We start from the raw sequence: 23,883 nt of genomic DNA, 5'->3' as shown, positions 1-23,883 counted from the left end.
AGAGATTATCCATATTGCATATAACATAGAAACACATAAAATCAAGAAGATAGGATGAATGCCTTGAGAAGTATAAAAGGGAAGAGATTAACAACCAGTAAGAGCTATCAATCGGGGTATGATGAGGGGTATCGTTACGGTGGATGCCAATCCATCTTATCTAGATTATCACCGCCCATATCTTACAGTCGTAACTTACGTGTTCTATATGTGAACCAAGGTTTTGCTGCCATTGATGATGGAGTGATTGAAGCTCTACGCATATTAACAACCGAATGTATCGTTACTAGTCCTGAATTGATGTTACAAGACACATGGCTACATCATCCTGATGTAGTCATAGTGATGAATGCATTGCACGTCTTTCCAGAAGATCATATGGAGCAGATTATGCAAATTAAAGAGATTGGCATACGTACAGCGATATGGTTTGTAGATGATCCTTATTTCAGTGATTATACCGTGTCATTGGCTCTTGCTTATGATGATGTGTTTACACATGAATTAGAATGTGTATCTTTGTACTACAACGCGGGCTGTTCCCGTGTCCATTATTTGCCTTTGGCTGTTAATCCAAATAAGTTCCGCCCATTACAAGTAACATCTGAATATCAGTATGATGTTTGTTTCATTGGCAATGCCTTTTGGAATCGAGTGGAGATCTTCAATCAACTGGCACCGTATCTCCAGAATAAAAAGGTGTTGATTGCGGGAGGGTATTGGGAGCGTCTGGAGGAAAGATGTCCTCTCATGTCACCATATCTAAGGCATGGATGGATTCCAGTGGAAGAAACAGTCTCATATTATAATGGAGCCAAAATTGTTGTGAATATTCATCGTACAACGGTAGCAGGTCAAGACAATATGAATGGAAGAAATCTGATAGGGAGATCAATTAATCCTCGTACGTATGAAATTAGCGGATGTGGAACGCTACAAATAACAGATATTCGAGAGGACCTTACATCTTATTATCGTCCGGGTTATGATATAGAGACGTTCAAAGATGTTGCTGAACTTCAAGCGAAGATAGAATATTATCTATCACATGAGCAAGAACGACAAGCGATGGCTTGGCGATCGTTATGGACAACACATCAGAATCATACTTATATTGATCGTGTAGGTAGAATGCTTGATACGATACAGAATCAATAAAGGAGATGCTGGGTATCCAGCATCTCCAATTCATCATATCGATTATTTAATTCGTTTACCAAGAATAAGAAGAAACCAGATAAAAGAAGCGCTTAATATCGTATGCCCTAATCCTGCAATATGTGGAAGGAAGCTTATATCTCCTCCATTGATCTGTAACATCCCACGTGTAGCCAAAGTCCCTACCGAAATGAGTAATCCTACGTTATAGACGATGTACCAAGCACCGAATGACTTAGCTTCATGAATATGAAATAATTTAGCTAGAATCAATGCAATGAGAAAGAAGAGGAATCCTAACACCAGAATATGTGTGTGTACCGCAACCATAACGGTTTCCCCATTGTAATCGCTATGCTTTGTAATCTCTCGATAAGCTAATCCCGATAATAGACCTAGAATGGCATAGACAAAAGAAGTGTAATACAGTTTCTTCACAATCATCGCTCCTTCGTGTAATATCTCTTATTATGATTTAACTCTAGCATAGAATCATGAACACAATATGAACGGAATAGTTCGAGAAGGATTCAGGAGAATGAATGTAGAATATATATAGTAGTATGCGGTTCGATATATTTCGTTCTTATTCGACGTTATTAGACATGGATATGATCGTATCTCAATGCACTTTACAGTATGGAGATATAATAGTTTAAATAACCCCCCCAAATCAAATACATATACACGTAATTAGGAAGTGATTTATTTTGTTGGACAGGCCCATAGAAGATATCCTTAAAAATGCACAACAAGGAATGATCGTAGATAGGGAATTACTTATTAAGATGTACCATCCATATATTATTCGAGTTGTAACTCATATCTGTAAAAGACCCATTGACTGGAATCAGGATGAGTCGAGTATCGGCTTGATTGCTTTTAATGATGCAATCGATCGTTTTGACGAAACGCATAGTAAAACATTTGATAATTTTGCGTACATGATCATTCGGAACCGACTAGTTGATGAATTTCGCAGACAAGGTAAGATGTTTACATCTGAATTACTCATATTTAATGATGTACAAGAAGAGTTCGAACAAACGGTTATTGAAATCGCAAGTTCCATGGAAGCTTTTGATCGTGAACAGGCTGCGACAGCATTGATGGACGAACTGATTATTTATGATCAGGTGCTCCAAGATTACGGAATTACATTGGAAGAGTTGGAGGATTGTTCCCCCAAGCATCGTGATACAAGAATTCAATTCATTCAAATGGCTAAATATTTCATCGCACAGTCAGACTGGATCATAAGTTTGGAAAAGACAAAACGACTTCCTATCAAAGAAATGCTTCGACATTTCAAGGTGAGTCGTAAAACAATTGAAAGAAATCGTAAATATTTAATTGCACTCGTTCTTATTTATACTAACGATGAATTTGGACGAATACGCAATACGGTCTCATTCGTGGATGTAGGAGAGTGATGATGATGCATGGAACCGTCATGAAAATATCAAATGATTGTATTGTCGTCCTTTGCGAAGATGGTACATTTCGCAATTTGCCTCATCCGTTGGTGTTACCACAATTAGGTGAGAGAATTGCAGTTGCCGAAGTCATAACACCGAAGCCTAAATCGCCTCATCGTTGGTTTAATAACAAACAATGGATTTATGCAGCTTCATTTCTATTGTTGTTGGGTGTTCTATTTGTATTGAATTCATTTCAAGACACTTCGAAACCTGTTACGTTACTCGCCATTGATATTAATCCAAGTATTGAGTTGTTAATTAATAAAAAGGGTCATGTTGAAGCAACAAAACTGAAGAATGAAGATGCCGTTAGATTCATAGATGAAGAGGAACTTCGAGGAAAAGAAATGTACCAAGCTGTGCAATATATTCTCTTAAGAGCAGAAGAACAAGGATATTTAGATTTGACAACGGAAAAGAAGTGGGTATGGGTATCTGTTGTAGATTTAGGAGACAAGCATTACCATATCGATCCTCAACAATTGCAAGTTCCTCAGAAGAAATATGTTGTCGAACTGTTCGAATCTAGTCGCGTAGAAATGGATAGTGCAGTAAATGCGGGTATTTCATTGAACAAATATATTGTATCTGAACAAGCAAAGTTAAAAGGGATAGATCTGAATATTGAACAATTACGTACACAATCAATCATTACTACACTTGAAAAAGCAGGAATAGATCCGAAACGTTTATTTGATAACCAATCAAAAACTGAGAATTCATCCCATATCAAGAAAGAGAAACAAAATCATAATGAGCATAAAAGATCGCTGTTACCTCATATAAGCGAATCATCGAAACCAACTGTTCTACCTGTCAAAGATTCATTATTAGAACTCAAAAAGAAACAAAAAAATGAAGTTTTGAAGAATAAAACGGAGTATGTAGAGAAACTAGACTTTAAAAAGGAAAAGCCTGTACAGATCAAGGATAAAACAAAAAAATACAAGACATCAAAAGACGATAACGATGACGATGACGATGATAAAGATGAAGATAAAGATGAAGATAAAGATGATGATAATGACGAAATAGAAAAAAAAGAAGATAACAAAACGAATAATAAGATACAACATGTAGAAAAGAAAGACACAGTAGAAAAGAAAGAACCAGTGAAAATCAAAGAAGAAATAATAGAATTAATAAAAGATAAGTCCGATAAGTCCGAAAAATCTAACAAAGATAAAAAACAAGACGATGACGATGACGACGACGATGACGATGATGATTGAAATTCTACCAACCCCCACAAGTCTATCTTGTACGACGTAATATAATCTTGTGTGTTACGACACATTATTGGAGGGTAGTCAGAGATGAAGATTATCTGTTGATTTACCCATCAGTACAGGAATGGTCACAACAAATAAGGAGATGATTATAATCTTGAAGAAGTTGAAAGGTTTATTGTGTTTGATGCTAATTATGGTGCTTACATTCGGATTTGCAGGACAAATTACGGCTAGTAACAATATGAATGACGAGTATTCAAATGGTGATCGAGGTCATATGATATCGGAATTTGGAGATTTGAAAGATGCACAATGGGCTGCTGGTTACATAACAAATATGAAATCAAAAAAAGTAATAGAAGGTTTTGAAGATGGAACATTCAGACCTAATCAACCAGTAACTCGTGTCCAAGCTATCGTAACAGCGGTTCGTTTAATGGACCTGGAGAATGAAGCGAAATTGAAGTCACCAGACACTAAACTTCATTTCAAAGATGCACATCTGTTAGATTCACAATTCCCTTGGGCGAAAGGCTATGTTATCGTGGCACTGGAACACGGTCTATTTGACGCAACAGAGGATAGAATCCAACCTAATACTCCAGCAAGTCGTGTGTGGGTATCTAGTCTACTTGTGAAGTCGCTAGGCTTACAAGCAGAAGCTCTTAAGCAGATGACCAAAACTCCTGATTTCAAAGATAAGGATGCTATTCCAGCTGGTGCTGTTGGTTATGTTAACGTTGCAGTTGAACGTGGGGTAGTTAGTGGTTATCCTGATGGAACGTTCAAACCGAATAAGAATGTTACACGTGCCGAGATGGCTGCTCTTTTAGAAAGAACGAACGATGGAATTCTTGAGAATATTGGCGCTATTACCGTTAATGGCATCATTAAAGATATTAAATTCACACCTAATCATAACAATTCTGCAAATAACGATGTATCCAAAAATCTGAATGGTGAGATTAAAATTGAAATGGCCAGCAAAGAATTAAGAACTTATAAAATATCTTCAGAATTATTGGTTCCGTTTCAACACAAAATTATTCGTGCAGACCAACTAGCTATTAATGATAACGTAAGTCTTGTTGTACAAGATGGTAAGGTTATTCAGGGGAAGTTACTTCTGTCCAAAGAACCAGGTAAAGAAGAAGATACAGACAAGACAGATAAAGACACAACTTCACTAGATATTGTTGAGTTCGAATTGGAAGTGGAATTGTCTGAAAAGGCAAAATTAGAACTAGAGTATAAGAACAAACAAGGTAAGTCAGAAGCGAAAGTTGAGAAAGAATTTAAAAACGATAAAGAGAAACTTAAAGGAAAAGACGCGGTTGATTATATCGAAGCGCTTTTAGCTAAAGTTAAACTCACGGATAAAATGAATCAAAAGGAAGCTTTGAGCGCAATTCTAGCGGGGCTGAACATTGAGAAGGATGATGTTGTTGAGTTAGAGCTTGAAGTGAAATTTAAAAGTGGTAAACAACTTAAAGTTGAAATAGATAACGATGATGACGACGATGAGGATGACGAGGATTAAGTTCATCTTTTCAAGTCAGGACTAGAGAGCGGCAGTAATAGCGTACATCTATAATACGAGGATCTGAGTTTTGTATATACTAACTTGGTCTTCGTATTTTTTTCGCTATAATTCGTCATTACCCCCTAATAACTAGGTCTAATTACGTAATACATAATACTCAATAATCCATTGTAATATGTGGACATATAACTGGGAGGATCTAGAGTGAGATTAATTAAATTATTAGACTACAACGAAGAGTCAATGCAGCTGGGTAAATCAATTTATGATGCACAAGGACGTGTTTTACTTGCTGCCAACAATAAGATTCATCCCAAATTTGTAGATCGGCTGATCACTATGGGGATTTCTCATATTGTCGTGGAAGATGCTGAGTCGAGAGGGATCACGTTAGAGGAGATGTTAGATCTACCGACGTGGTTAGACATCATACAGATTGTGAAAATAGGTTATGAATCCATTGGACACAAAAAGCCATTACCATTAAAGAATATTCTTCAAGGCGTGAATAAGTTGATTGATGAAGTGAAGATTCGCCCCGTATTAATTCCAATTCCAATTACAACCATTTCCGTTGAATTGCAATTGTATGCTCATGCGGTTAATGTCACATTGTTAGCATTACAAATGGCTAAACATCTTGGGTACAATGATCTTCAACTGAGAGATTTAGCGGTGGGTTGTTTACTTCATGATATTGGGAAATGTGTTACAAATGATCAAAGCAAGCATTCTGAATTGGGATTCAATATCATCCGAAATATACGTGAGATTAGTTTATTGTCAGCACATGTGGCTTTTCAACACCATGAGAAATTTGATGGTACGGGTTATCCTCGAGGAATATCGGGTAAAGATATACATGAATATGCACAGATCTGTTCTGTTGCCGATACGTACGATAATTTATTATCAAAAGTTAAGATGCTCCCACATGAAGCTGTTGAAGTAATTATGGCTCTAAATGGAACTTCATTCACAAGTTCCATTGTAGATGCATTTGTAAAGGCCATAGCACCGTATCCACCTGGTTCAAAGGTGATGCTTAATAATGGAGAACGAGCAATTGTTACCAAAATTGAATCGCAAATGCAAAGACCTATCGTTCGGTACCTATCTTCAGAGCAAGAGATTTCACTTGCAGAACATCATACGCTAATGATTATAAGTGTATAGTTTAATAAAAAAGATCCGCTATTCGAATTCGAATAGCGGATCTTTTTGGCTAAGTTGATGTCAATGATTAGAATTGAATGCTATATCAACATCATATATTCATATTATTGGATTGCAGTCACATGTTGCTCAACATATTCGCGAACTTCTTCAGCTGAACTTAACTCAAGAACAGCTTCTGCAATGGGCTTCATATCCTGCTGTGATAGCTTCGCTAGAAGGGCTCTTGCCGGAAGAATAGCACTTGCACTCATGCTGAATTCGTCCAGACCAAGTCCCAATAGAATAGGTAGAGCGTGTTTCTGCCCTGCCATCTCACCGCACATTCCTACCCATTTACCATGGGCATGTGCCGCTGTAATAACCATCTTCACAAGTTGTATTATCGCAGGGTGTAAGGGATCGCTTAGATAACTAAGCTTAGGGTTCATTCGGTCAGATGCAAAAGTATATTGAACTAAATCATTCGTTCCAATACTGAAGAAGTCTACTTCCTTTGCGAACTTATCGGCGAGCAGGGCAGCGGCTGGAATTTCAATCATAATACCAACCTCAATATTATTGTTATAAGCTATATCTGCTTTGGATAAGTCCAGCTTTACTTCCTCAAGTATGGCTATTGCCTGACGCCATTCACCAAGTGTTGCAATCATAGGGAACATGATCTTTAAATTACCAAATGCGCTGGCTCTTAGAATTGCACGAAGTTGTGTTTTGAACATGTCCGGCCGATCTAAGCAGATACGAATAGCGCGATAACCTAGGAATGGGTTATCTTCTTTAGGTAGATCAAGATAAGGTACTTCCTTGTCTCCACCGATATCGATGGTACGAATAACGATAGGTGCATCATCATTAAATGTTTCTGCGACCTTACGATAAGACTCGAACTGAACTTCCTCGGACGGTAGATCTTCACGATCCATATAGAGAAACTCTGTGCGGAATAAGCCTATACCTTCTGCTCCAGAGTTGGAAGCTAGTTCTGCATCCTTGACGATACCGATATTAGCTACCAATTCAACCTGTACACCGTCTTTACTAATGGAAGGTTTATTCAGATAGGTCTGATAGATATCCTTTTGTTCCGATTGTAACTTTTGCAACTCGGTGTAATGTACGAGAGTTCCCTCATCGGGATCGATAATCAGTTCACCGTCAGTTCCATTTATAATAACGGATTGACCATTCTTAACAGTACCCTCTAATACATCTCCTGTCCCCACAATAGCAGGGATACCGACAGAGCGAGCAATGATAGCAGAGTGGGATGTACGACCGCCAACTTCTGTTACAAACCCGATCACTTGATTAGGGTCAAGTTGTGCGGTATCAGAAGGTGTTAAATCTTTTGCAAATAGAATGATAGGTCCTGTCTCATCAGCTAAAGAAGTGTCATCAATGCCCTGTAATTTATTCAAAATACGACGAGCGACATCTCGGATATCCGCTGCGCGTTCTTTGAGATAGGGGTCGTCAATCGCAGCAATCATCTCTGCAACCTCTTCGGAGACAGTGAAGAATGCGAATTCTGCATTGATGGATTCAGAACGGATCAGATCTTTTGAACGATCAATGAGTTCTTCATCTTCCAATAACATCAGATGTGCTTCAAATATTTCTGCCTCGTGATCTTTTTGTTGATCAATTAGCATCGCGTGTATTTGTTCAAGGTCATGTTGAGTAGCAATAATAGCTTGTTCAAAACGCTTGATCTCATCATTTAATTGTGCTGTGTCAAGTTGGAGTCTTTCGATGGGAGCAATTGTAACAGTTAATACTTTTGCAATTCCTATAGCATAGCCAGGGGATGCGCCAATGCCTTTAATTTTCTTCATGATTGACTACTTTCAGCATTAGGTTCAATTGTATTTAAGATCGTACCGATGGCTTGAATGACAGCTTCAGCTTCATCACCTTCGGCTATAACGGTAATGCTATCTCCACATTTTGCTCCAATAGAAATGACGGATACTAAGCTTTTAGCATTAAAGGCTTTGCCCTCTTTCTCCAGGGACACGGTTCTGGAGAAAGATTTAGCAGCCTCAACAATTTTTCGAGCAGGTCTTGCGTGTATACCGAATGGATTTTGTATTATAAAGTTAGTTTTCATCGGTTATTTCACTCCTTGTATTGTTATCTCTACATTACTTTTTTGATTTCATCTTTAAGTTGCTCAGATTGGGTTCCAAATATGACTTGTACGGCACCTTTACCTAATCGGATAACACCAGATGCACCCAAAGTTTTGAGTTTCTTATCGATCACAAGTGAATCGTCTTTAACTACGAGACGAAGTCTAGTGATACAAGCATCAATACCTATAATATTAGAAGATCCACCCAATGCATTAAGGACATTTTCAGCTTTACTGTCCGTATTCGTAGCTATAATATTATCTTGTGCAATTTCTTCTTCCGTTGATTCGTCCTCACGACCTGGTGTTTTAATATTGAATTTCACGATCATGAATCGGAACAAGAAGTAGTAAACAACGGCAAATCCAATTCCAACTGGGATAATTAAGAGTGGATTCGTTGCAAGTTGGAAATTGACGGCATAGTCGATAAATCCTGCGGAGAATCCAAAACCGTGATGGACATCCATTTGATATAATATAAAACCAGACAGACCCGTTAATACAGCGTGAATGACGTATAGGAATGGAGCTGCGAACATAAATGCAAATTCAAGTGGTTCCGTGATCCCCGTTAAGAAAGAAGCGAAGGCGGTTCCAATAAAGATGGATGCAACAAGTTTACGATTCTCTTTACGAGCAGAATGAATAATAGCTAATGCACCTGCTGGTAATGCAAACATCATAATTGGGAAGAATCCAGTCATGAACATACCTGCGGATTTATCACCAGCAAAGAAACGATATAAATCTCCGTGGAACACTTTACCAGCGGCATCTGTGAAATCACCAATCTGGAACCAAGCGATGGAGTTCAGAACATGGTGTAATCCGGTTGGAATCAGAAGTCTGTTCGCTGTCAGGAATACGAAAGAACCAATACCTCCGAACCCAACAACCCAACGACCAAATGAATCCAGAGCCATTTGAACAGGACCCCATACAAGACCAAGCAATAGTGCAATGATAACCATGACTAGAGAGGTGATAATTGGGACGAATCGTTTGCCACTAAAGAACCCAAGCCAATCAGGCAACTTGATATTATGATATTTATTATACAGAAATGCAGAGACAAGTCCGGCGAAGATACCACCCAACACACCCATATTAAGAACAACATCTTCACCAACAATGCCAGGAAAGACAAGTGGCACTTTAACTTGTACAGTTGTAAGCACCTGGTAGGCTATGACTGCAGCAAGTGCTGCAACAGCATCACCAGCTAAACCGATCGCTACCCCGACAGCAAATATCAGCGCGAGATTATCAAAAATAGCAGATCCACCTGCTGCCATAAATGGTGCGATGTATTGGTTAAGAAATTCGCCGGCACTTCCCATGTGGAAGTCTTTAACATAATCAATATTACCAAAACGCAGAAGGATGGAAGCTGCAGGGAGTGCAGCTACTGGAAGCATTAATGCTTTACCTATTTTCTGTAGAAAGGCCAGCATAGTCGATCGTCCTCTTTTCTTATAATTAAGTATTTGTGATTAGGTTTGTACATTCATTTCAACTTTAAGTATGCAACCTGTACCTGCTGTAACATGACCACTTGAGATAGCATGCTCTAGTCGTTTCACTTCATCTTCATTCGCTACGACTACAGGAGTTATCGTAGGATATCCACCTTTGGTGATGGCATCAATATCGAATTCAATAAGCAAGTCACCTGCTTTAAAAGAATCACCTGTGCTTACATGTGCTGTAAATGCTTCTCCTTTTAGAGCTACGGTATTAATGCCGATATGGATTAGTAATTGCACACCAGAAGGATGTTCAACTACAATCGCATGATTCGTATGAATGAGATGAGTTACCTTACCGTCAAAAGGTGCTATGACTTTACCATCTGTTGGTTGAATGGCAATACCATCACCCATATGTTTACCTGCAAATGCCTCGTCAGGAACAGCAGTTAAAGGCATGACCTGGCCTGATATGGGAGAGTAAATTTCAGTCATATGTTGTTTCGATTTTCCAAATAGTTTTGTTAGCATCTTGTTGTCCTCCTAATGTTGTTCTGCTTGTTTGAGTACTTCCCCTACAGGAATATTGTGAATACCTGAGTAGACATGAAAGGTTAGAAAACCGATCTCGTCTTCGGGCACAGTGATATGGAATTGTTCATCAATCCATTCTGCCAATTGTGTTGCAATTTCATACTCTACTGGAAACTTCTCTTTGGTCTCGCGAATGAAGGGATTTACAATCTCCATGCCATTTCGGAGTCGATACACTGCAAATTGGAGATGGCTCGGCAAAGCCAATTGAAGCTTTGGACTGACTTGAACACCTACTTTGTCTAAAATGTAATCAGAGATTCGATCGGTCAATTCAATAATTTCTGAATCAATACCTTCGAGATAAGAGTGGTACTGTTTCATTTCTTCGGCATCGTCAAGACGGAAACGTTTCTCAATACGCTTGTCCGTACTATCGATCATTTCGCCAGCTTTAAAGGAGAAGCTAAGACCTTTGCCAAAAATGACATACTCTTTCTCAGATTGTAAGTCGTTGGTTAATAAGACATTATTGCCGATTGCACGTTCAATCCGATAAGCACGAGACATGTTTTCAATCCCTCCTTTGTTGATTAGGTTCCCCATTAGACAAGAAAAAAAGCCAAGAAAAGAGAATTTTTCTAATAAGAATTAGAAGATCCCCTATTCTCGGCTTATGCCCCAATCTCTGAGTAACACGCCAAAAAGCTTAGTTGAATATCAAAACATAAAGTAAGGATCTTGCGATCAAACTTATTATGTCTAACTACATCATATTTATTAAAAACGCATTCGTCAAGAGTGATTTTCGTTTGAAACTTGTTAACATAAAATGTTTTAAGCGTAATATCTACGAAGTTAGAACGATAATGTTACAGACATGTTACAATTGAAAATATAATGAGACAAATAATTTGTAAGCGATATCATTAAATTGGTATTACTTTCTTTAAATATGTATACTTTTAGAAGGAATATTTGAAATATATTTTAATACATTTGATTCATAGATACTAAGAAAGGAGGAGTTTTTGTTGAAGAAAATCGGAGTAATTATCGGTGTATGCATAGTGAGTATTGCTCTGTATGTATTTATAAATAAATTATACTATCCTTCATTTCCTATAGACGGGGTATCTGCTAAAGAGGCTATTAAAATCATGAGCGAATCAGATCGTGAGGTAGCTGAGGTTGCAGCTACTAGCGATAGCATTTGGTATGTTACTAGAAGTAATGACAAACACAATAAGAATGTGGATGACAAAATAAAAGAGATGATTGTGTCCAATGGATGGGAATTTAAAGACAAAGAAGGCAGTGGTTTGTTTTTCGAAAAAGATAAAGAAAGATTAATAGTCACGACTCAAATGTGGACTAGCCACTATGTTCTAGTGAAAATCCCGAGTAACTATATTAAAACTTAAATGCTTCATACTTGAAGCTAAACAACAACAAAGGCTATCGTCTATATGGACGGTAGCCTTTGTAATGTGAATGAATCCAACAGGTTATGAGTTCAATACGATATTCGCAGTAATCTCTTCATCGATATCCAGTGTGACCTGATCGGAGAAAGCACGAACATCATATTCGCTTTGTAAATAACGAAGAATAGCCTCGATCATATTCGTTTCCACCAAATATTGGCTGCGACCTTGCGTCCATACTTCAGCAGAATAACCAGTGTTCTCATCCCAACTTAATTCTACTTGAACTTCTGTAGGTCGAACACCTTTGCGTTCCGACATATGCAGACAGATTGCGTTGATAATTTCATCCATAGATAGTTCCATACGATTAATATCTTCCATCACGTGGATCTGGCTTACGACGATTCTTATACGCTCGATAACCAGCAAGTGCAAGGGATATCAGAACATAGATGGCTAGAACATTAATGGCTAGACCAATTATATCTCCAAGGAATCCCATATTGCCAAACATTCCTCCGAAGAGCATGCCGGCTAATCCACCGATCATTAAGCCTTTCATCAAGCTACCACCACTGAAGAATCCACGGTTACCCATTGTTCCAGCAGTTGATTTGTTCGTTGTTGCACTAGATTTGTTCACATTACTATTTGTAGTAGATTTCTTCGGAGTGCTGGTAAATGATTTAGTACCCGATTTAAATCCACCACCACTACGTCTTGCATCAACACTTGCTGGTGCAATAGTTACAAAGATAAGAGTAAAAGCCATGAAAATCATAATCCACTTTTTCATACGAAATAAGTTCCTCCTGTTGATACAATAATAGTTGTTAATCTAGGAATATACGTTAGATCCTATTAAAAGTTTCAAATTTTTATTAAAGATTTTTATATCCGTCCACAATGAGTTCTAGGGCGCCATTTTCTGGATTAATAATCATGCCATGAACGGGCACATTAGCTGGAAGTAAAGGGTGTTTATTGATAAGATCTACCGTATGAATAACACCTTCATGTACGTCGTTAAAGCCTCTAAGCCATTTGGACAATCTAATTCCAGAGTTCTCTAACGTATCCAGTACGGTATCTTCAATCCCACGCTCTTTGATCATTTGAATCATATGATCTGAATTCAATGCAGCCATACCACAATCTAAGTGACCTACAATGAAGACTTCGTCCGCTTGCAATTCATAAATAGCTACTAATACGCTACGCATGACACTACCAAAAGGTTGGGAGATAATGGCGCCAGCATTTTTAATAAGCTTAACGTCCCCATTTTTGAAATTCATCGCTTTGGGTAGTAGTTCTGTTAATCGTGTGTCCATACAACTAAGGACAACAATCTTTTTATCAGGGAATTTACTCGTTTGGTAAGCTTCGTATTCCTTATTCTTAACAAATTGTTGATTATAAACTAGAATTTCAGAAATATGGTCCATATAGTACATTTCCCTTCTGTGTATAGAATGATTTACGTTCTTAAATGTTGATTATACGTATTGTAAAAAGTATCATCAAGAGGGAAACACAAAAAAAATATCTGAGGTGGACTTCAATTGGAAGAACAAGTAAAAATCAAACTAACTCAATTTCATGAATTAGTACGTAAAATTAGAGGTTATTATGAAGCTGTAGCGTTATTGCATTGGGATTTACGGACAGGTGCGCCACGTAAAGGAGCGGAAGCCCGCTCAGAGACGATTGGAATGTTGGATACGGAAATGTTCAAATTACAAATCTCAGAAGACATGGCTGATTATTTGGCATATTTCACACAAGAGCATGTGATGGAACAATTAGATGAAGTAGATCGTAAGATTATTCTGGAATGTCAGAAAGAATATGAACTTAACAAGCTTATTCCTACGGATAAGTTCCAAGAATATTCTGCTCTAACGGCACATGCCCAGACATTATGGGAAGAAGCGAAGGATAAGAGTGATTTTGCAGGGTTTGAACCTTATTTAAGTAAAATCGTTGAAATGAAGAAAGAGTTCATTCAGTATTGGGGTGTAAAAGGTACTCGTTACGACACCTTGATCGACATGTATGAACCCGATATGACCGTGGAGAAGTTAGACCGGATTTTCACTCAACTTCGGACTCGTTTAGTGCCTCTAGTCGAGGCCATTCTATCTTCACCGGTTCAACCGGAGAAGAAATTCCTTCAACAGAAATTCTCGAAGGAACAACAAGAGAAGTTCGGACTCTTCATCCTTCAAGAAATGGGATATGATTTTGAAGCGGGACGTCAAGACGAAAGTGTACATCCTTTTGCTACGAGTCTAAATATTGGGGATGTACGGATAACAACGAATTATGTGGAAGAAGATGTAACCAACGCCTTATTCAGCTCATTACACGAAGGTGGACACGCACTGTATGAGCAGAATGTGGATGTGAAATTTGCAGGAACACCACTTGCCGAAGGTACTTCTATGGGTATTCATGAATCACAATCTCGATTATGGGAGAATATGATTGGACGTAGTTATGGATTCTGGGAAAGATACTATAAAGATCTACAACAGTACTTTGATCCACAACTTACAGATGTGGTGTTAGAAGATTTCTACCGTGCAATTAATCGAGTGGAGAATTCGCTTATTCGTATTGATGCAGATGAATTAACCTATAATCTACATATTATAATTCGTTATGAGATTGAGAAGATGCTATTTAATGAAGAATTGTCTGTTAAAGATTTGCCAGATGTATGGAATGCGAAGTATAAAGAATATCTCGGTATTGAACCGCCAAATGATGGCGCAGGTGTACTCCAAGACGTTCACTGGTCTGGTGGGGATTTCGGATACTTTGCATCCTATTCTTTAGGGAATATGTATGCTGCACAATTCTTAAATACGATGCGTAAAGAGTTACCTCACTATGATCAGTGGATTGCAGAGGGGAACTTGCTTCCAATTAAAGAGTGGTTGACCACAAAGATATACCAGTATGGTAAAAGTCTGACGCCTTCTGAAATCATTATGCAAGTGACGGGTGAGGAGCTTAATCCGAATTACTTGGCGGATTACTTGGAGGAGAAATATAAAGAGATCTATCAAATATAGTTGAATTTAATATTTTCATATAGTTAATATTTAATGCCATGAACTTTCTTGTGATCAAGAAAAACTTCATGGCATTTTTTCGTGCATATCGAATCTTAAATCTCTTTTAAAGATAACCTTTTGTGGGCAATGGCATATGATGCATTATGTTTATAGTTAGAATGGAGGAATTCATATGTGGATCGGAAATAAAAAGTTTAAAACGCTTGTAGGTGCACTTCTCATCTTTGCTACCATTGCATCTGCGTGTGGAGGGAAAGATGCCACTGTAAAAGTAAAGATTGGGGAAGTGACACGCTCCGTATTTTATGCGCCAGAGTATGTAGCGATAGAGAAAGGCTTCTTTAAAGAAGAAGGACTAGACGTTGAACTACAAACGACATTTGGCGGAGACAAGACAATGACAGCCTTGTTATCGAATGCAATAGATGTCGCTTTAGTTGGATCAGAAACATCCATTTATGTATATCAACAAGGTTCCGATGATCCGGTGATTAACTTCGCACAGTTAACACAAACGGATGGCACTTTCTTAGTCTCTAGAGATGTAGATTCGAATTTTGACTGGGAGCAACTACGAGGTGAAGTATTCCTTGGGCAGCGTAAAGGTGGCATGCCTCAAATGGCTGGAGAATTTACGCTGAAGAAAAAGGGGATTGATCCACACCAAGATTTAGAATTAATCCAGAATATCGAATTCGCGAATATTGCAGCTGCTTTTGCATCTGGAACTGGGAAGTATGTTCAGTTATTCGAACCACAAGCTTCGATCTTCGAGAAAGAAGGCAAGGGTAAAGTCGTAGCGTCATTTGGAGTGGAGAGTGGACACCTACCATACACCGTGTTTATGAGTAAGCAAAGCTATATAAAGAAAAATACAGATACGGTTCAGAAATTTACGAATGCGGTACAAAAGGCACAAATGTGGGTTGCAGCGCATAGTGCGGAAGAGATAGCAGATACAATCATGCCATATTTCAAAGATGCAGATCGCGAAATTATTATCTCATCCGTGAAGCGTTATCAAGATCAAGGGACCTATGCGTCTGATCCAATGTTGGATGAAGCAGAATGGAATAACTTATTAGATGTGATGGACAATGCTGGTGAACTGAAGGAACGGGTGGCACAAGAAACCATTGTAGACAATACTTTTGCCAAAAAGGCTAAATCAACCGTGAAGTAACCATCACCCGTCAAAAGGAGAGTGCATATGCTACCTGTTGTAGAGTTGAATAATGTTGCTCATATGTATATCACTGACCGCGAAGCCTCTCTGGCTGTGGATGATCTAGAGCTCTCAATATTCCCAGGAGAATTTGTTAGTCTTGTTGGACCAAGTGGGTGTGGTAAAACTACAATTCTATCCATTATCGCAGGGCTGATTAAGCCAACCCAAGGAGAAGTTCTCGTATATGGGCACAAGCTCGATGGTCCATCATCTGAGGTAGGCTATATGCTGCAACAAGACTATTTATTTCCGTGGCGTACGATTTTGAATAATGCCTTGTTAGGGCTAGAACTTATAGGAGAACTTACACCTGAGAATAGCACGAAAACATCGCTGTTACTTGAAGAAATGGGACTAGAAGGGAAGGAGAAGTATTATCCATATCAACTCTCAGGTGGGATGCGCCAGCGTGTTGCACTTGTAAGGACATTAGCTACAGATCCAGGGCTATTGTTGTTGGATGAACCTTTCTCCGCACTGGATTATCAGACGAAGTTACAATTGGAAGACCTGATCTCCCGCACATTACGTGAACGCAATAAGACAGCTATATTAGTCACACATGATCTTTCGGAGGCAATTGCCATGAGTGATCGAATTGTCCTGCTAGGTAGCAATCCTGGGAGGATTAGAAAGATATTTGAAGTTCCGAACCATATTCGTGACGTATTGCCTTTTCATGCTCGTGACCAGGAAGGATTTCAAATTCTATTTCACGAAATTTGGAGCGCCATGGAGATGTCGAGTGACTTGTAAATGAGGAGGTATGATTCGTGTGAGTCCTATTAATCAAGGAGATGAGGATTCAAAACGTACAAGTGATGCAAGCCAAGAATGGTTAACAACACGATATGAAGAATATAAGGTTCAAAAGAATAAGTTGCGTAATAAAGTGCTAGCCGTGCAGTTAGGCTTGTTGCTGTTATTCCTAGGGCTATGGGAGACAGCAGGGAATTTCAAGTGGATCGATGTATTACTGTTTAGTTATCCCACCAAGATATTCAATCAAATCTGGCGGGATACAGTTAGCGGAGAAATATGGAAGCACATGGGTACGACAGTCGGTGAAACGGTTGTTGGATTCCTTCTTGGAACGCTACTTGGGGTTTTACTGGCTATCTTACTGTGGTGGTCGCCATTTATATCCAAAGTGTTAGATCCCTATATGGTTGTATTTAATAGCATGCCGAAGGTCGCCTTAGGTCCTTTGTTCATCGTTGTATTTGGTGCAGGATTTACGGCGATTGTGGTGACGACTTTGTCGGTCATCGTCATTATTACGACATTAGTCGTCTACAATACCTTCATGGAAGTAGATAGCAATCTCATTAAAGTGGTCAAGACATTTGGTGGTTCGCGGTATGATGTGTTTCGTAAAGTGATACTTCCAGCAACTTTTCCTGCGATGATATCCACACTGAAAGTTAATGTGGGTCTTGCTTGGGTAGGTGTCATTGTTGGAGAATTTCTAGTGGCACAGATGGGTCTTGGCTATTTAATTATCTATGGATTTCAAGTATTTAACTTCACATTAGTGATGTCCAGTTTGTTTATAATTGCGGTTGTTGCGACAATCATGTACCGCATTGTTGTATATTTAGAGCGTAAATTATTATCTCATTCTTAACAGTTCTAAGTCATCTTTTCCTCAAGTGTTAGAAGTTTCATTGTTTCCATGTAAGAAATAAAGTACCATGAGAGTAAATTTATTTATGTAGAAAAGAGATGTACTCTCATGGGAATTCGTGTCATTAAGACAGCTATTGCTACACTTATCTCCATTATTATTGCTGACTTCGCTGGCATACCAAGCCCACAAGGTGCGGGATTGTTAGCCATTCTAGGCGTGGAGGTTACACGTAAAAGAAGTCTAAGGACCATTTCCGCTCGTTTTTTCGCCTCTATTGTGGGGCTTCTTTTTGCTTGTTTCTTGTTTAGTATCTTTGGATTCCATTATTGGGTATTGGGTTTGTTTGTATTATTTGGATTTCCGTTAATCGTGAGATCAGGCTTTAAGGAAGGGATTGTTACAAGCTCAGTTGTTGTATTTCGGATCTTTGCTGGAGGGGTACTTTCGTTCCCAGCTCTATTAACACAGATTGAATTACTGATTATTGGTCTGGGTTCAGCCATGGTCGTGAATATGGTGTATATGCCCAAAGGTGGCGTTCAGATGATTGAAATACGTCACAAGGTGGACGGGCTATTCGCCATCATATTCAGTCACATCAGTCTTACATTACATGATCCAAGTCATGTATGGGATGGGGCCGAATTAATTGAGGCGAGTCAAGCGATTGAAGAAGGTTCCCGTGCATCACAACGAGCGATGGAGAATCAGATGGTTCATCCGGACGCGGCTTGGAATATCTATTTTTACATGCGAAAAGAACAATTAGATTTGATTCTGGCCATGGTGCAGCGAATTGCTGATGTATATCAGAAGCTTCCGCAGGGTGAATTAGTAGCAGATCTGATGGAACAACTGAGCCATGATGTGACGAAGTCAGCATATACAGGTAACACGGAAGTGCTATTGGAGCAATTAGAACAAGATTTCAAACAGATGGATCTTCCAAACACTAGAGAAGAATTTGAGATCAGATCATCAATCTTGCAGCTATGCCGAGAATTATCATTATATTTGAAGATAGCGAAGAAGAGTAAGGCGCCTATTCCGGAAAAAAACAATCCCATTTATGAGCACTCAACCTTACATGAATAGAAAATTTCATTTATTTAGGCTAGGCTAATCAACTTTTGCCTAGTCCTTGCATACACTTAGTAGTGAATGATTGTATGGAGGAGGTTCGAAGATGTCTATAAGTCGTAAACAACAAAGTAGAGAGATCATAACGAAAGCGATCTGTGGCAAAGGTCGTAAGTTCTCTACCGTAACACATACCGTAACTCCGCCGCATAATCCGACCAGTATTCTTGGCGCATGGATTATTAACCATCAGTATGAGGCAGTTGCGGCCGGAGACGGGATTGAAGTTATTGGTACTTACGATATCAACATCTGGTATTCTTATGACAAGAACTCGCAGACTGATGTAGCCAAAGAAACGGTACCCTATGTAGATTTTGTCGCACTGTCGTATTTAGACCCAAGACACCGCGTTTCAACCGTTGAAGTATCTGCGGATGCAACGCAGGAACCAAGTTGTGTTGAAGCAAGTGTCTCGTCAGGTGGTGGAAGTGTCATCATTCGTGTCGAACGGGAATTCACAGTGGAACTTATTGCTGAGACCAAGGTGATTGTACTCGTCGGCAACGAGAGTTATGAAGACAAGGAATTTGATTTCGCTCAGGATACTGGTGATTATGAAGATTTAGATCCTGATTTATTGGATGATGATCTGTAACGTCACAGGTGAATGGGTAAGGTTATAACGTATTATATGTACCGAGGGTATCTGAGTAGAGGGCAGATGCCCTCCTTTTTTGTTTTTATTTATATGGTGAATAAAGGAGAGTTGTTTAAGATGGAACATAAATTGTCCTTTTTCGAATCAATGTCGCTCTCTACGCGTGAAGCACGCCTTATTCGTTCGGGTGTATCGTCACAGTTTCATCAAGATAGGTTAAGACTTCTCAATGAGTCAATATATCGTAGTAGATATGCTGTACAGGTATGTGATTTGCGTGGATTCCATATTGAAAGGATAGCCAATGGTGGTATGCGAACGGGAATAACGATGACACTAAGACATGATCATGAACAAAGTGCCCTTATGAAAAGATTAGCTAAGGTAGCCGTTCGAAGTTTATATTCTTTAGGTATAGAAGAAGGCGAAGCAATTGTCGCAACCTATGGTGATCGGCGATATGTCATTGAGAAGGTCACACCTTACACAGAATTATTTTCACCTAGAATTAAAGGCTTATACCAACAACATCAGGCAGATCTACATCATGCATTACAACAAGAGGACAGCAGTGGGATTAAGCTTGTGATGGGTATGGACCCAGAATTTCTCCTCATTGATTCATCTTCAATGGAAGTTGTACCCGCATCTAATTACTTAGAACGTGAGGGAGAAGTAGGTTGTGATGCTATTCATATGGAAGGTACGACAAGCTACCCAATTGCTGAATTGCGTCCTGAACCTAGTTCACATCCACGAGGACTACTTGTAGAGCTTATGCATGCTGTGAGGTCAGCATCTCTCGTCATTAAAGATCGACGACTGTTATGGAAAGCAGGAGGTATGCCCGTACCGGGGATGCCGCTTGGAGGGCATTTGCATTTCAGCGGTATTATACTGACTTCGAAGATGCTACAAGTATTAGATAATTATTTATCACTTCCTATCATGTTGATTGAGGACGAATCTAGCTTAGTAAGAAGACCACGCTATGGCTATCTAGGAGATTTCAGAAGACAGTCACACGGTGGGTTTGAATATCGCACTTTACCGAGTTTTCTAGTGTCGCCAATGGTTACCAAAGGGATCGTCTGTCTTGCATATATCGTCGTCAGCCATTATCGAAGCTTATCGCATCGTCCACTCGAACTTGAAGTGGTACATAAAGCATTCTATGAAGGTGTTAAACAACCTATTAGAGAAAGTATAGCTCCTTTATTAAGGGATATTAGAACCCTTGAGGAATATTCGGATTACGCCAAATATATTGAACCGTTATTTGAGCTTATAGTAAGTGGAAGAACCTGGGATGAGTCGAGGGATATTCGCCCTCTATGGAATGTACCTGTGTTATAATCATGAATAGCATAATTCAATTTGTGGAGGTAACTCATGTCCCAATATACGCCAATGATTGAACAATATTTGAAAATAAAAGAACAAGCACAAGATGCCTTTCTATTCTTTCGACTAGGCGATTTCTATGAAATGTTCTTCGAAGATGCCATCCGTGCATCCCGTGAGCTCGAAATTACGCTAACAAGTCGTGGTGGTGGAGGGGATGGGAAGATCCCTATGTGTGGTGTTCCTTATCATGCAGCAGAAGGATATATTCATCGACTGATTGAGAAAGGCTATAAGGTGGCGATCTGTGAGCAATTAGAGGATGCTGCCACCACCAAAGGGATGGTACGTCGAGGGATCGTACGAGTGGTGACACCAGGTACGATTATGGATAGTAAGAATATGTCTGACAAGTCGAATAATTATTTAGTATGTGTAACGACGTCCGCTGGGATGATGAGTTTATCTGCTTGTGATCTAACAACAGGAGAATTATATGTCACGTCCGTGCCTTCCTCCACGGAATGGTTGCGAGATGAAATTAATATATATGAACCATCTGAGATTATTGGAGATGCAGGAATGCTTGAGACTATTCGTTCCCTACAACTTCAAGGGAATAGACCAGTCGTGTATACGGATTGGGATAAGCAAGACGAGATGATGGTTAGGAATCAATTTGGAGATGCCGCGGTGGTGCGACTAGAACTAGAGCGAAGAATTTGTACGGCTACATTAATCTCCTATCTTCATGAGACACAGCGAAGATCCCTAGGTCAATTCACGCAGATATCCTCTTACGAGCCGGGACATTATATGATTCTCGATCCATTTACCCGCCGTAATCTGGAGTTAGTAGAAACGGTGCGTGACAGATCGAAGAAGGGTTCCTTATTATGGTTGTTAGATAGAACAGAGACGTCTATGGGAGCGCGTCTATTGCGTAGGAGAATCGATAAGCCTTTACTGCATCGTAGTCGAATTGAAGAGAGGTTAGAAGCTTGCGAGCTACTATACAACAACCTTATTTTACGTGAAGATATACGACATTCATTAAGTGATATTTATGATTTGGAGAGGCTTGTTGGGAGAATAGCATATGGGAATGCGAACGGACGGGATTTAAATGCGCTCAAGCTATCCTTACAACAAATTCCAGCTCTTAAGGAGCTATGTGCGAATTCTACTTCGATAACATTAGGAAAGATTGCCTCTGAACTAGATCCATGTAGTGATCTATACGATGCGATTGAACAAGCTATTGTTGATGAGCCGCCGATATCCGTTAGAGATGGTGGATTGATTAAGAAAGGGTATCATTCACATCTAGATGAGCTCAAAGATGCCAGCATGAACGGTAAGAAATGGATTGCTGATCTAGAGGCCCAAGAGCGTGTAGCAACAGGCATTAAATCTCTAAAGGTTGGCTTCAACAAAGTGTTTGGCTACTATATTGAAATAACCAAATCAAATCTAGCTACCATTCCCGAGGGAAGATATGAAAGAAAGCAGACTTTAGCTAATGCTGAACGATATATCACACCTGACCTGAAAGAAAAAGAAGGGCTAATTCTTGAGGCGCAGGAAAAGATGGTAGATCTAGAATATGAGCTTTTCACAGAACTCAGAGAATTGTTGAGTGATCAAATAACACGATTGCAGTTCCTTGCCGAGAAAGTTGCTGAGTTGGATGTCTATCAATCCTTAGCTGCCATTAGTGTAGAGCATGGTTTCGTAAAGCCCAACCTAACAGATGGCTATGATCTCACGATTGAAGGAGGACGTCATCCCGTTGTTGAGGCAATGATGAAGGATTATGATTTCATAGCCAACGCAACAGCATTAACTGAGCAAGCAGCCCATATTCTACTCATTACAGGACCTAATATGGCTGGAAAAAGCACGTACATGCGCCAGGTTGCACTTATATCCATACTTGCCCAGATGGGCTGTTATGTGCCAGCGAGTAGAGCAGTGATCCCGATGGTGGATCGTATATTTACGCGAATTGGCGCTGCTGATGATTTAATAGGTGGTCAAAGTACGTTTATGGTTGAGATGGCTGACATTCAGGTGATGACGGAAAAAGCGACTGCAAAGAGCTTGATTATTATTGATGAGCTGGGTCGTGGGACTTCCACAAGCGAAGGAATGGCTATTGCTCAAGCTGTCATTGAATTTGTACATGATCAAATTGGATGTAAAGCTCTGGTATCCACACATTTCCATGAATTGTCCCATATGGAAGATAGTCTAGACGGTTTACGGAACTACTCCATGTCCGTGCAGGAAAGTGGAGATAAGGTTCATTTCTTACGTAAATTAGTAAGAGGTGCAGCGGGAAGTAGTTATGGTGTGTATTGCGCGCGTCTAGCGGGATTACCAGATTCGATAATTCATCGTGCCAATATGTTGCTAGAAGGTGTGGTACAGGTACCGCCCATTCAGGGACAAGCTCATAAAACGGACAATGACGTGATTCAACTATCCATATTTGACGATGAGGATTTACGACCGCAGAAGAAGGATATAGCTGTGCCAATAAACCCTTCGATCACAGAGATTATTGATTCAGTTAAGAATATGGATCTGATGAATATGACCCCTATCCAAGCGATGCAAATGCTTCTTGAGTTAAGTGAGAAGGCGAAGGAAATTCATTAGAACGACAATTTGATGTACAAGAGAGGG

23 protein-coding genes are annotated in these 23,883 nt (G+C 39.4%); 14 read left to right on the top strand and 9 right to left on the bottom strand.

The window, feature by feature from the left end:
* Window positions 1-72: 72 nt before the first annotated feature.
* Window positions 73-1,158 (top strand): CgeB family protein, encoded by a 1,086-nt coding sequence (locus tag ACH8E3_RS00430; RefSeq protein ID WP_458630887.1) that lies wholly within the window; start codon window positions 73-75, stop codon window positions 1,156-1,158.
* Window positions 1,159-1,200: 42 nt separating this feature from the next.
* Here the strand turns inward: ACH8E3_RS00430 and ACH8E3_RS00425 are convergent, their stop codons facing one another.
* Window positions 1,201-1,596, bottom strand: coding sequence for a DUF2871 domain-containing protein (locus ACH8E3_RS00425; RefSeq protein ID WP_458630611.1), 396 nt, complete (start codon window positions 1,594-1,596; stop codon window positions 1,201-1,203).
* A gap of 272 nt (window positions 1,597-1,868) precedes the next feature.
* On the opposite strand from ACH8E3_RS00425, the gene sigI reads away from it, so the two are divergent.
* The 4 genes from sigI (at window position 1,869) to ACH8E3_RS00405 (ending at window position 6,590) form a co-directional block, all read left to right on the top strand.
* Entirely contained in the window at window positions 1,869-2,591 is a 723-nt protein-coding gene (gene sigI / locus ACH8E3_RS00420; protein WP_458630610.1) for an RNA polymerase sigma-I factor, read from the top strand.
* A complete protein-coding gene (locus ACH8E3_RS00415; RefSeq protein WP_458630886.1) occupies window positions 2,591-3,871 on the top strand; it encodes an anti-sigma-I factor RsgI family protein in 1,281 nt (426 codons plus the stop codon). Before sigI ends, ACH8E3_RS00415 begins: the two co-directional genes overlap by 1 nt.
* Before the next feature lie 154 nt (window positions 3,872-4,025).
* On the top strand, window positions 4,026-5,411 hold the full coding sequence (locus tag ACH8E3_RS00410; protein ID WP_458630609.1) for an S-layer homology domain-containing protein: 1,386 nt from the start codon (window positions 4,026-4,028) through the stop codon (window positions 5,409-5,411).
* A 207-nt stretch (window positions 5,412-5,618) separates the two neighbouring features.
* Window positions 5,619-6,590 carry an HD-GYP domain-containing protein gene (locus tag ACH8E3_RS00405; protein WP_458630608.1) on the top strand — a complete coding sequence of 324 codons (972 nt, stop codon included), beginning with the start codon at window positions 5,619-5,621 and terminating at the stop codon, window positions 6,588-6,590.
* A 104-nt stretch (window positions 6,591-6,694) separates the two neighbouring features.
* Here the strand turns inward: ACH8E3_RS00405 and ptsP are convergent, their stop codons facing one another.
* Genes ptsP through ACH8E3_RS00380 form a run of 5 tightly spaced genes read right to left on the bottom strand, consistent with a single transcriptional unit; the run spans window position 6,695 to window position 11,303 of the window.
* The gene (ptsP, locus tag ACH8E3_RS00400) at window positions 6,695-8,428 is read right to left on the bottom strand and encodes a phosphoenolpyruvate--protein phosphotransferase (protein WP_458630607.1); all 1,734 of its coding nucleotides are present in this window, start codon (window positions 8,426-8,428) and stop codon (window positions 6,695-6,697) included.
* Window positions 8,425-8,703 carry an HPr family phosphocarrier protein gene (locus tag ACH8E3_RS00395; protein ID WP_458630606.1) on the bottom strand — a complete coding sequence of 93 codons (279 nt, stop codon included), beginning with the start codon at window positions 8,701-8,703 and terminating at the stop codon, window positions 8,425-8,427. Before ACH8E3_RS00395 ends, ptsP begins: the two co-directional genes overlap by 4 nt.
* Before the next feature lie 29 nt (window positions 8,704-8,732).
* A complete protein-coding gene (gene nagE, locus ACH8E3_RS00390; RefSeq protein WP_458630605.1) occupies window positions 8,733-10,184 on the bottom strand; it encodes an N-acetylglucosamine-specific PTS transporter subunit IIBC in 1,452 nt (483 codons plus the stop codon).
* A 39-nt stretch (window positions 10,185-10,223) separates the two neighbouring features.
* Window positions 10,224-10,730 (bottom strand): PTS sugar transporter subunit IIA, encoded by a 507-nt coding sequence (locus tag ACH8E3_RS00385; RefSeq protein ID WP_458630604.1) that lies wholly within the window; start codon window positions 10,728-10,730, stop codon window positions 10,224-10,226.
* Between the two features lie 12 nt (window positions 10,731-10,742).
* Window positions 10,743-11,303, bottom strand: coding sequence for a PRD domain-containing protein (locus tag ACH8E3_RS00380; protein ID WP_458630603.1), 561 nt, complete (start codon window positions 11,301-11,303; stop codon window positions 10,743-10,745).
* 464 nt (window positions 11,304-11,767) lie between these two features.
* Here ACH8E3_RS00380 and ACH8E3_RS00375 point away from each other — a divergent pair, with 464 nt between their 5' ends.
* Window positions 11,768-12,157 carry a hypothetical protein gene (locus ACH8E3_RS00375; RefSeq protein WP_458630602.1) on the top strand — a complete coding sequence of 130 codons (390 nt, stop codon included), beginning with the start codon at window positions 11,768-11,770 and terminating at the stop codon, window positions 12,155-12,157.
* 84 nt (window positions 12,158-12,241) lie between these two features.
* Here ACH8E3_RS00375 and ACH8E3_RS00370 read toward each other — a convergent pair whose 3' ends face one another.
* The 3 genes from ACH8E3_RS00370 to ACH8E3_RS00360 all read right to left on the bottom strand — a co-directional run bounded on the left by ACH8E3_RS00370 (window position 12,242) and on the right by ACH8E3_RS00360 (window position 13,611).
* Entirely contained in the window at window positions 12,242-12,526 is a 285-nt protein-coding gene (locus ACH8E3_RS00370) for a YxcD family protein (RefSeq protein WP_458630601.1), read from the bottom strand.
* A gap of 4 nt (window positions 12,527-12,530) precedes the next feature.
* Window positions 12,531-12,959 carry a hypothetical protein gene (locus ACH8E3_RS00365; protein WP_458630600.1) on the bottom strand — a complete coding sequence of 143 codons (429 nt, stop codon included), beginning with the start codon at window positions 12,957-12,959 and terminating at the stop codon, window positions 12,531-12,533.
* 85 nt (window positions 12,960-13,044) lie between these two features.
* On the bottom strand, window positions 13,045-13,611 hold the full coding sequence (locus tag ACH8E3_RS00360) for a beta-class carbonic anhydrase (protein ID WP_458630599.1): 567 nt from the start codon (window positions 13,609-13,611) through the stop codon (window positions 13,045-13,047).
* Window positions 13,612-13,728: 117 nt separating this feature from the next.
* Here ACH8E3_RS00360 and ACH8E3_RS00355 point away from each other — a divergent pair, with 117 nt between their 5' ends.
* The 8 genes from ACH8E3_RS00355 (at window position 13,729) to mutS (ending at window position 23,856) form a co-directional block, all read left to right on the top strand.
* Window positions 13,729-15,246: a carboxypeptidase M32 gene (locus ACH8E3_RS00355; protein WP_458630598.1), complete on the top strand. Its 1,518-nt coding sequence runs from the start codon at window positions 13,729-13,731 to the stop codon at window positions 15,244-15,246.
* 175 nt (window positions 15,247-15,421) lie between these two features.
* On the top strand, window positions 15,422-16,432 hold the full coding sequence (locus ACH8E3_RS00350; protein WP_458630597.1) for an ABC transporter substrate-binding protein: 1,011 nt from the start codon (window positions 15,422-15,424) through the stop codon (window positions 16,430-16,432).
* A 27-nt stretch (window positions 16,433-16,459) separates the two neighbouring features.
* Complete coding sequence (locus ACH8E3_RS00345) at window positions 16,460-17,233, top strand: ABC transporter ATP-binding protein (protein ID WP_458630596.1); 774 nt, start codon at window positions 16,460-16,462, stop codon at window positions 17,231-17,233.
* Between the two features lie 124 nt (window positions 17,234-17,357).
* Window positions 17,358-18,104, top strand: coding sequence for an ABC transporter permease (locus ACH8E3_RS00340; protein WP_458630885.1), 747 nt, complete (start codon window positions 17,358-17,360; stop codon window positions 18,102-18,104).
* 108 nt (window positions 18,105-18,212) lie between these two features.
* Window positions 18,213-19,202 (top strand): aromatic acid exporter family protein, encoded by a 990-nt coding sequence (locus tag ACH8E3_RS00335; RefSeq protein WP_458630595.1) that lies wholly within the window; start codon window positions 18,213-18,215, stop codon window positions 19,200-19,202.
* A 91-nt stretch (window positions 19,203-19,293) separates the two neighbouring features.
* Entirely contained in the window at window positions 19,294-19,845 is a 552-nt protein-coding gene (gene cotE, locus ACH8E3_RS00330) for an outer spore coat protein CotE (RefSeq protein WP_458630594.1), read from the top strand.
* A gap of 120 nt (window positions 19,846-19,965) precedes the next feature.
* Entirely contained in the window at window positions 19,966-21,204 is a 1,239-nt protein-coding gene (locus ACH8E3_RS00325; RefSeq protein WP_458630593.1) for a putative amidoligase domain-containing protein, read from the top strand.
* A gap of 36 nt (window positions 21,205-21,240) precedes the next feature.
* Window positions 21,241-23,856: a DNA mismatch repair protein MutS gene (gene mutS, locus ACH8E3_RS00320; RefSeq protein ID WP_458630592.1), complete on the top strand. Its 2,616-nt coding sequence runs from the start codon at window positions 21,241-21,243 to the stop codon at window positions 23,854-23,856.
* Window positions 23,857-23,883 lie beyond the last annotated feature (27 nt).

The organism is Paenibacillus sp. CMAA1364 (assembly GCF_054373195.1).
This window is presented reverse-complemented; position numbering and strand designations above follow the sequence as displayed.

Coding starts and splice junctions, on each gene's coding strand:
- ACH8E3_RS00415 (WP_458630886.1), top strand. CDS start 2,591: ATGATGATGCATGGAACCGTCATGAAAATATCAAATGATTGTATTGTC.
- ptsP (WP_458630607.1), bottom strand. CDS start 8,428: ATGAAGAAAATTAAAGGCATTGGCGCATCCCCTGGCTATGCTATAGGA.
- ACH8E3_RS00395 (WP_458630606.1), bottom strand. CDS start 8,703: ATGAAAACTAACTTTATAATACAAAATCCATTCGGTATACACGCAAGA.
- nagE (WP_458630605.1), bottom strand. CDS start 10,184: ATGCTGGCCTTTCTACAGAAAATAGGTAAAGCATTAATGCTTCCAGTA.
- ACH8E3_RS00385 (WP_458630604.1), bottom strand. CDS start 10,730: ATGCTAACAAAACTATTTGGAAAATCGAAACAACATATGACTGAAATT.
- ACH8E3_RS00380 (WP_458630603.1), bottom strand. CDS start 11,303: ATGTCTCGTGCTTATCGGATTGAACGTGCAATCGGCAATAATGTCTTA.
- ACH8E3_RS00370 (WP_458630601.1), bottom strand. CDS start 12,526: ATGGAACTATCTATGGATGAAATTATCAACGCAATCTGTCTGCATATG.
- ACH8E3_RS00365 (WP_458630600.1), bottom strand. CDS start 12,959: ATGAAAAAGTGGATTATGATTTTCATGGCTTTTACTCTTATCTTTGTA.
- ACH8E3_RS00360 (WP_458630599.1), bottom strand. CDS start 13,611: ATGGACCATATTTCTGAAATTCTAGTTTATAATCAACAATTTGTTAAG.
- ACH8E3_RS00350 (WP_458630597.1), top strand. CDS start 15,422: ATGTGGATCGGAAATAAAAAGTTTAAAACGCTTGTAGGTGCACTTCTC.
- ACH8E3_RS00345 (WP_458630596.1), top strand. CDS start 16,460: ATGCTACCTGTTGTAGAGTTGAATAATGTTGCTCATATGTATATCACT.
- ACH8E3_RS00335 (WP_458630595.1), top strand. CDS start 18,213: ATGGGAATTCGTGTCATTAAGACAGCTATTGCTACACTTATCTCCATT.
- cotE (WP_458630594.1), top strand. CDS start 19,294: ATGTCTATAAGTCGTAAACAACAAAGTAGAGAGATCATAACGAAAGCG.
- ACH8E3_RS00325 (WP_458630593.1), top strand. CDS start 19,966: ATGGAACATAAATTGTCCTTTTTCGAATCAATGTCGCTCTCTACGCGT.
- mutS (WP_458630592.1), top strand. CDS start 21,241: ATGTCCCAATATACGCCAATGATTGAACAATATTTGAAAATAAAAGAA.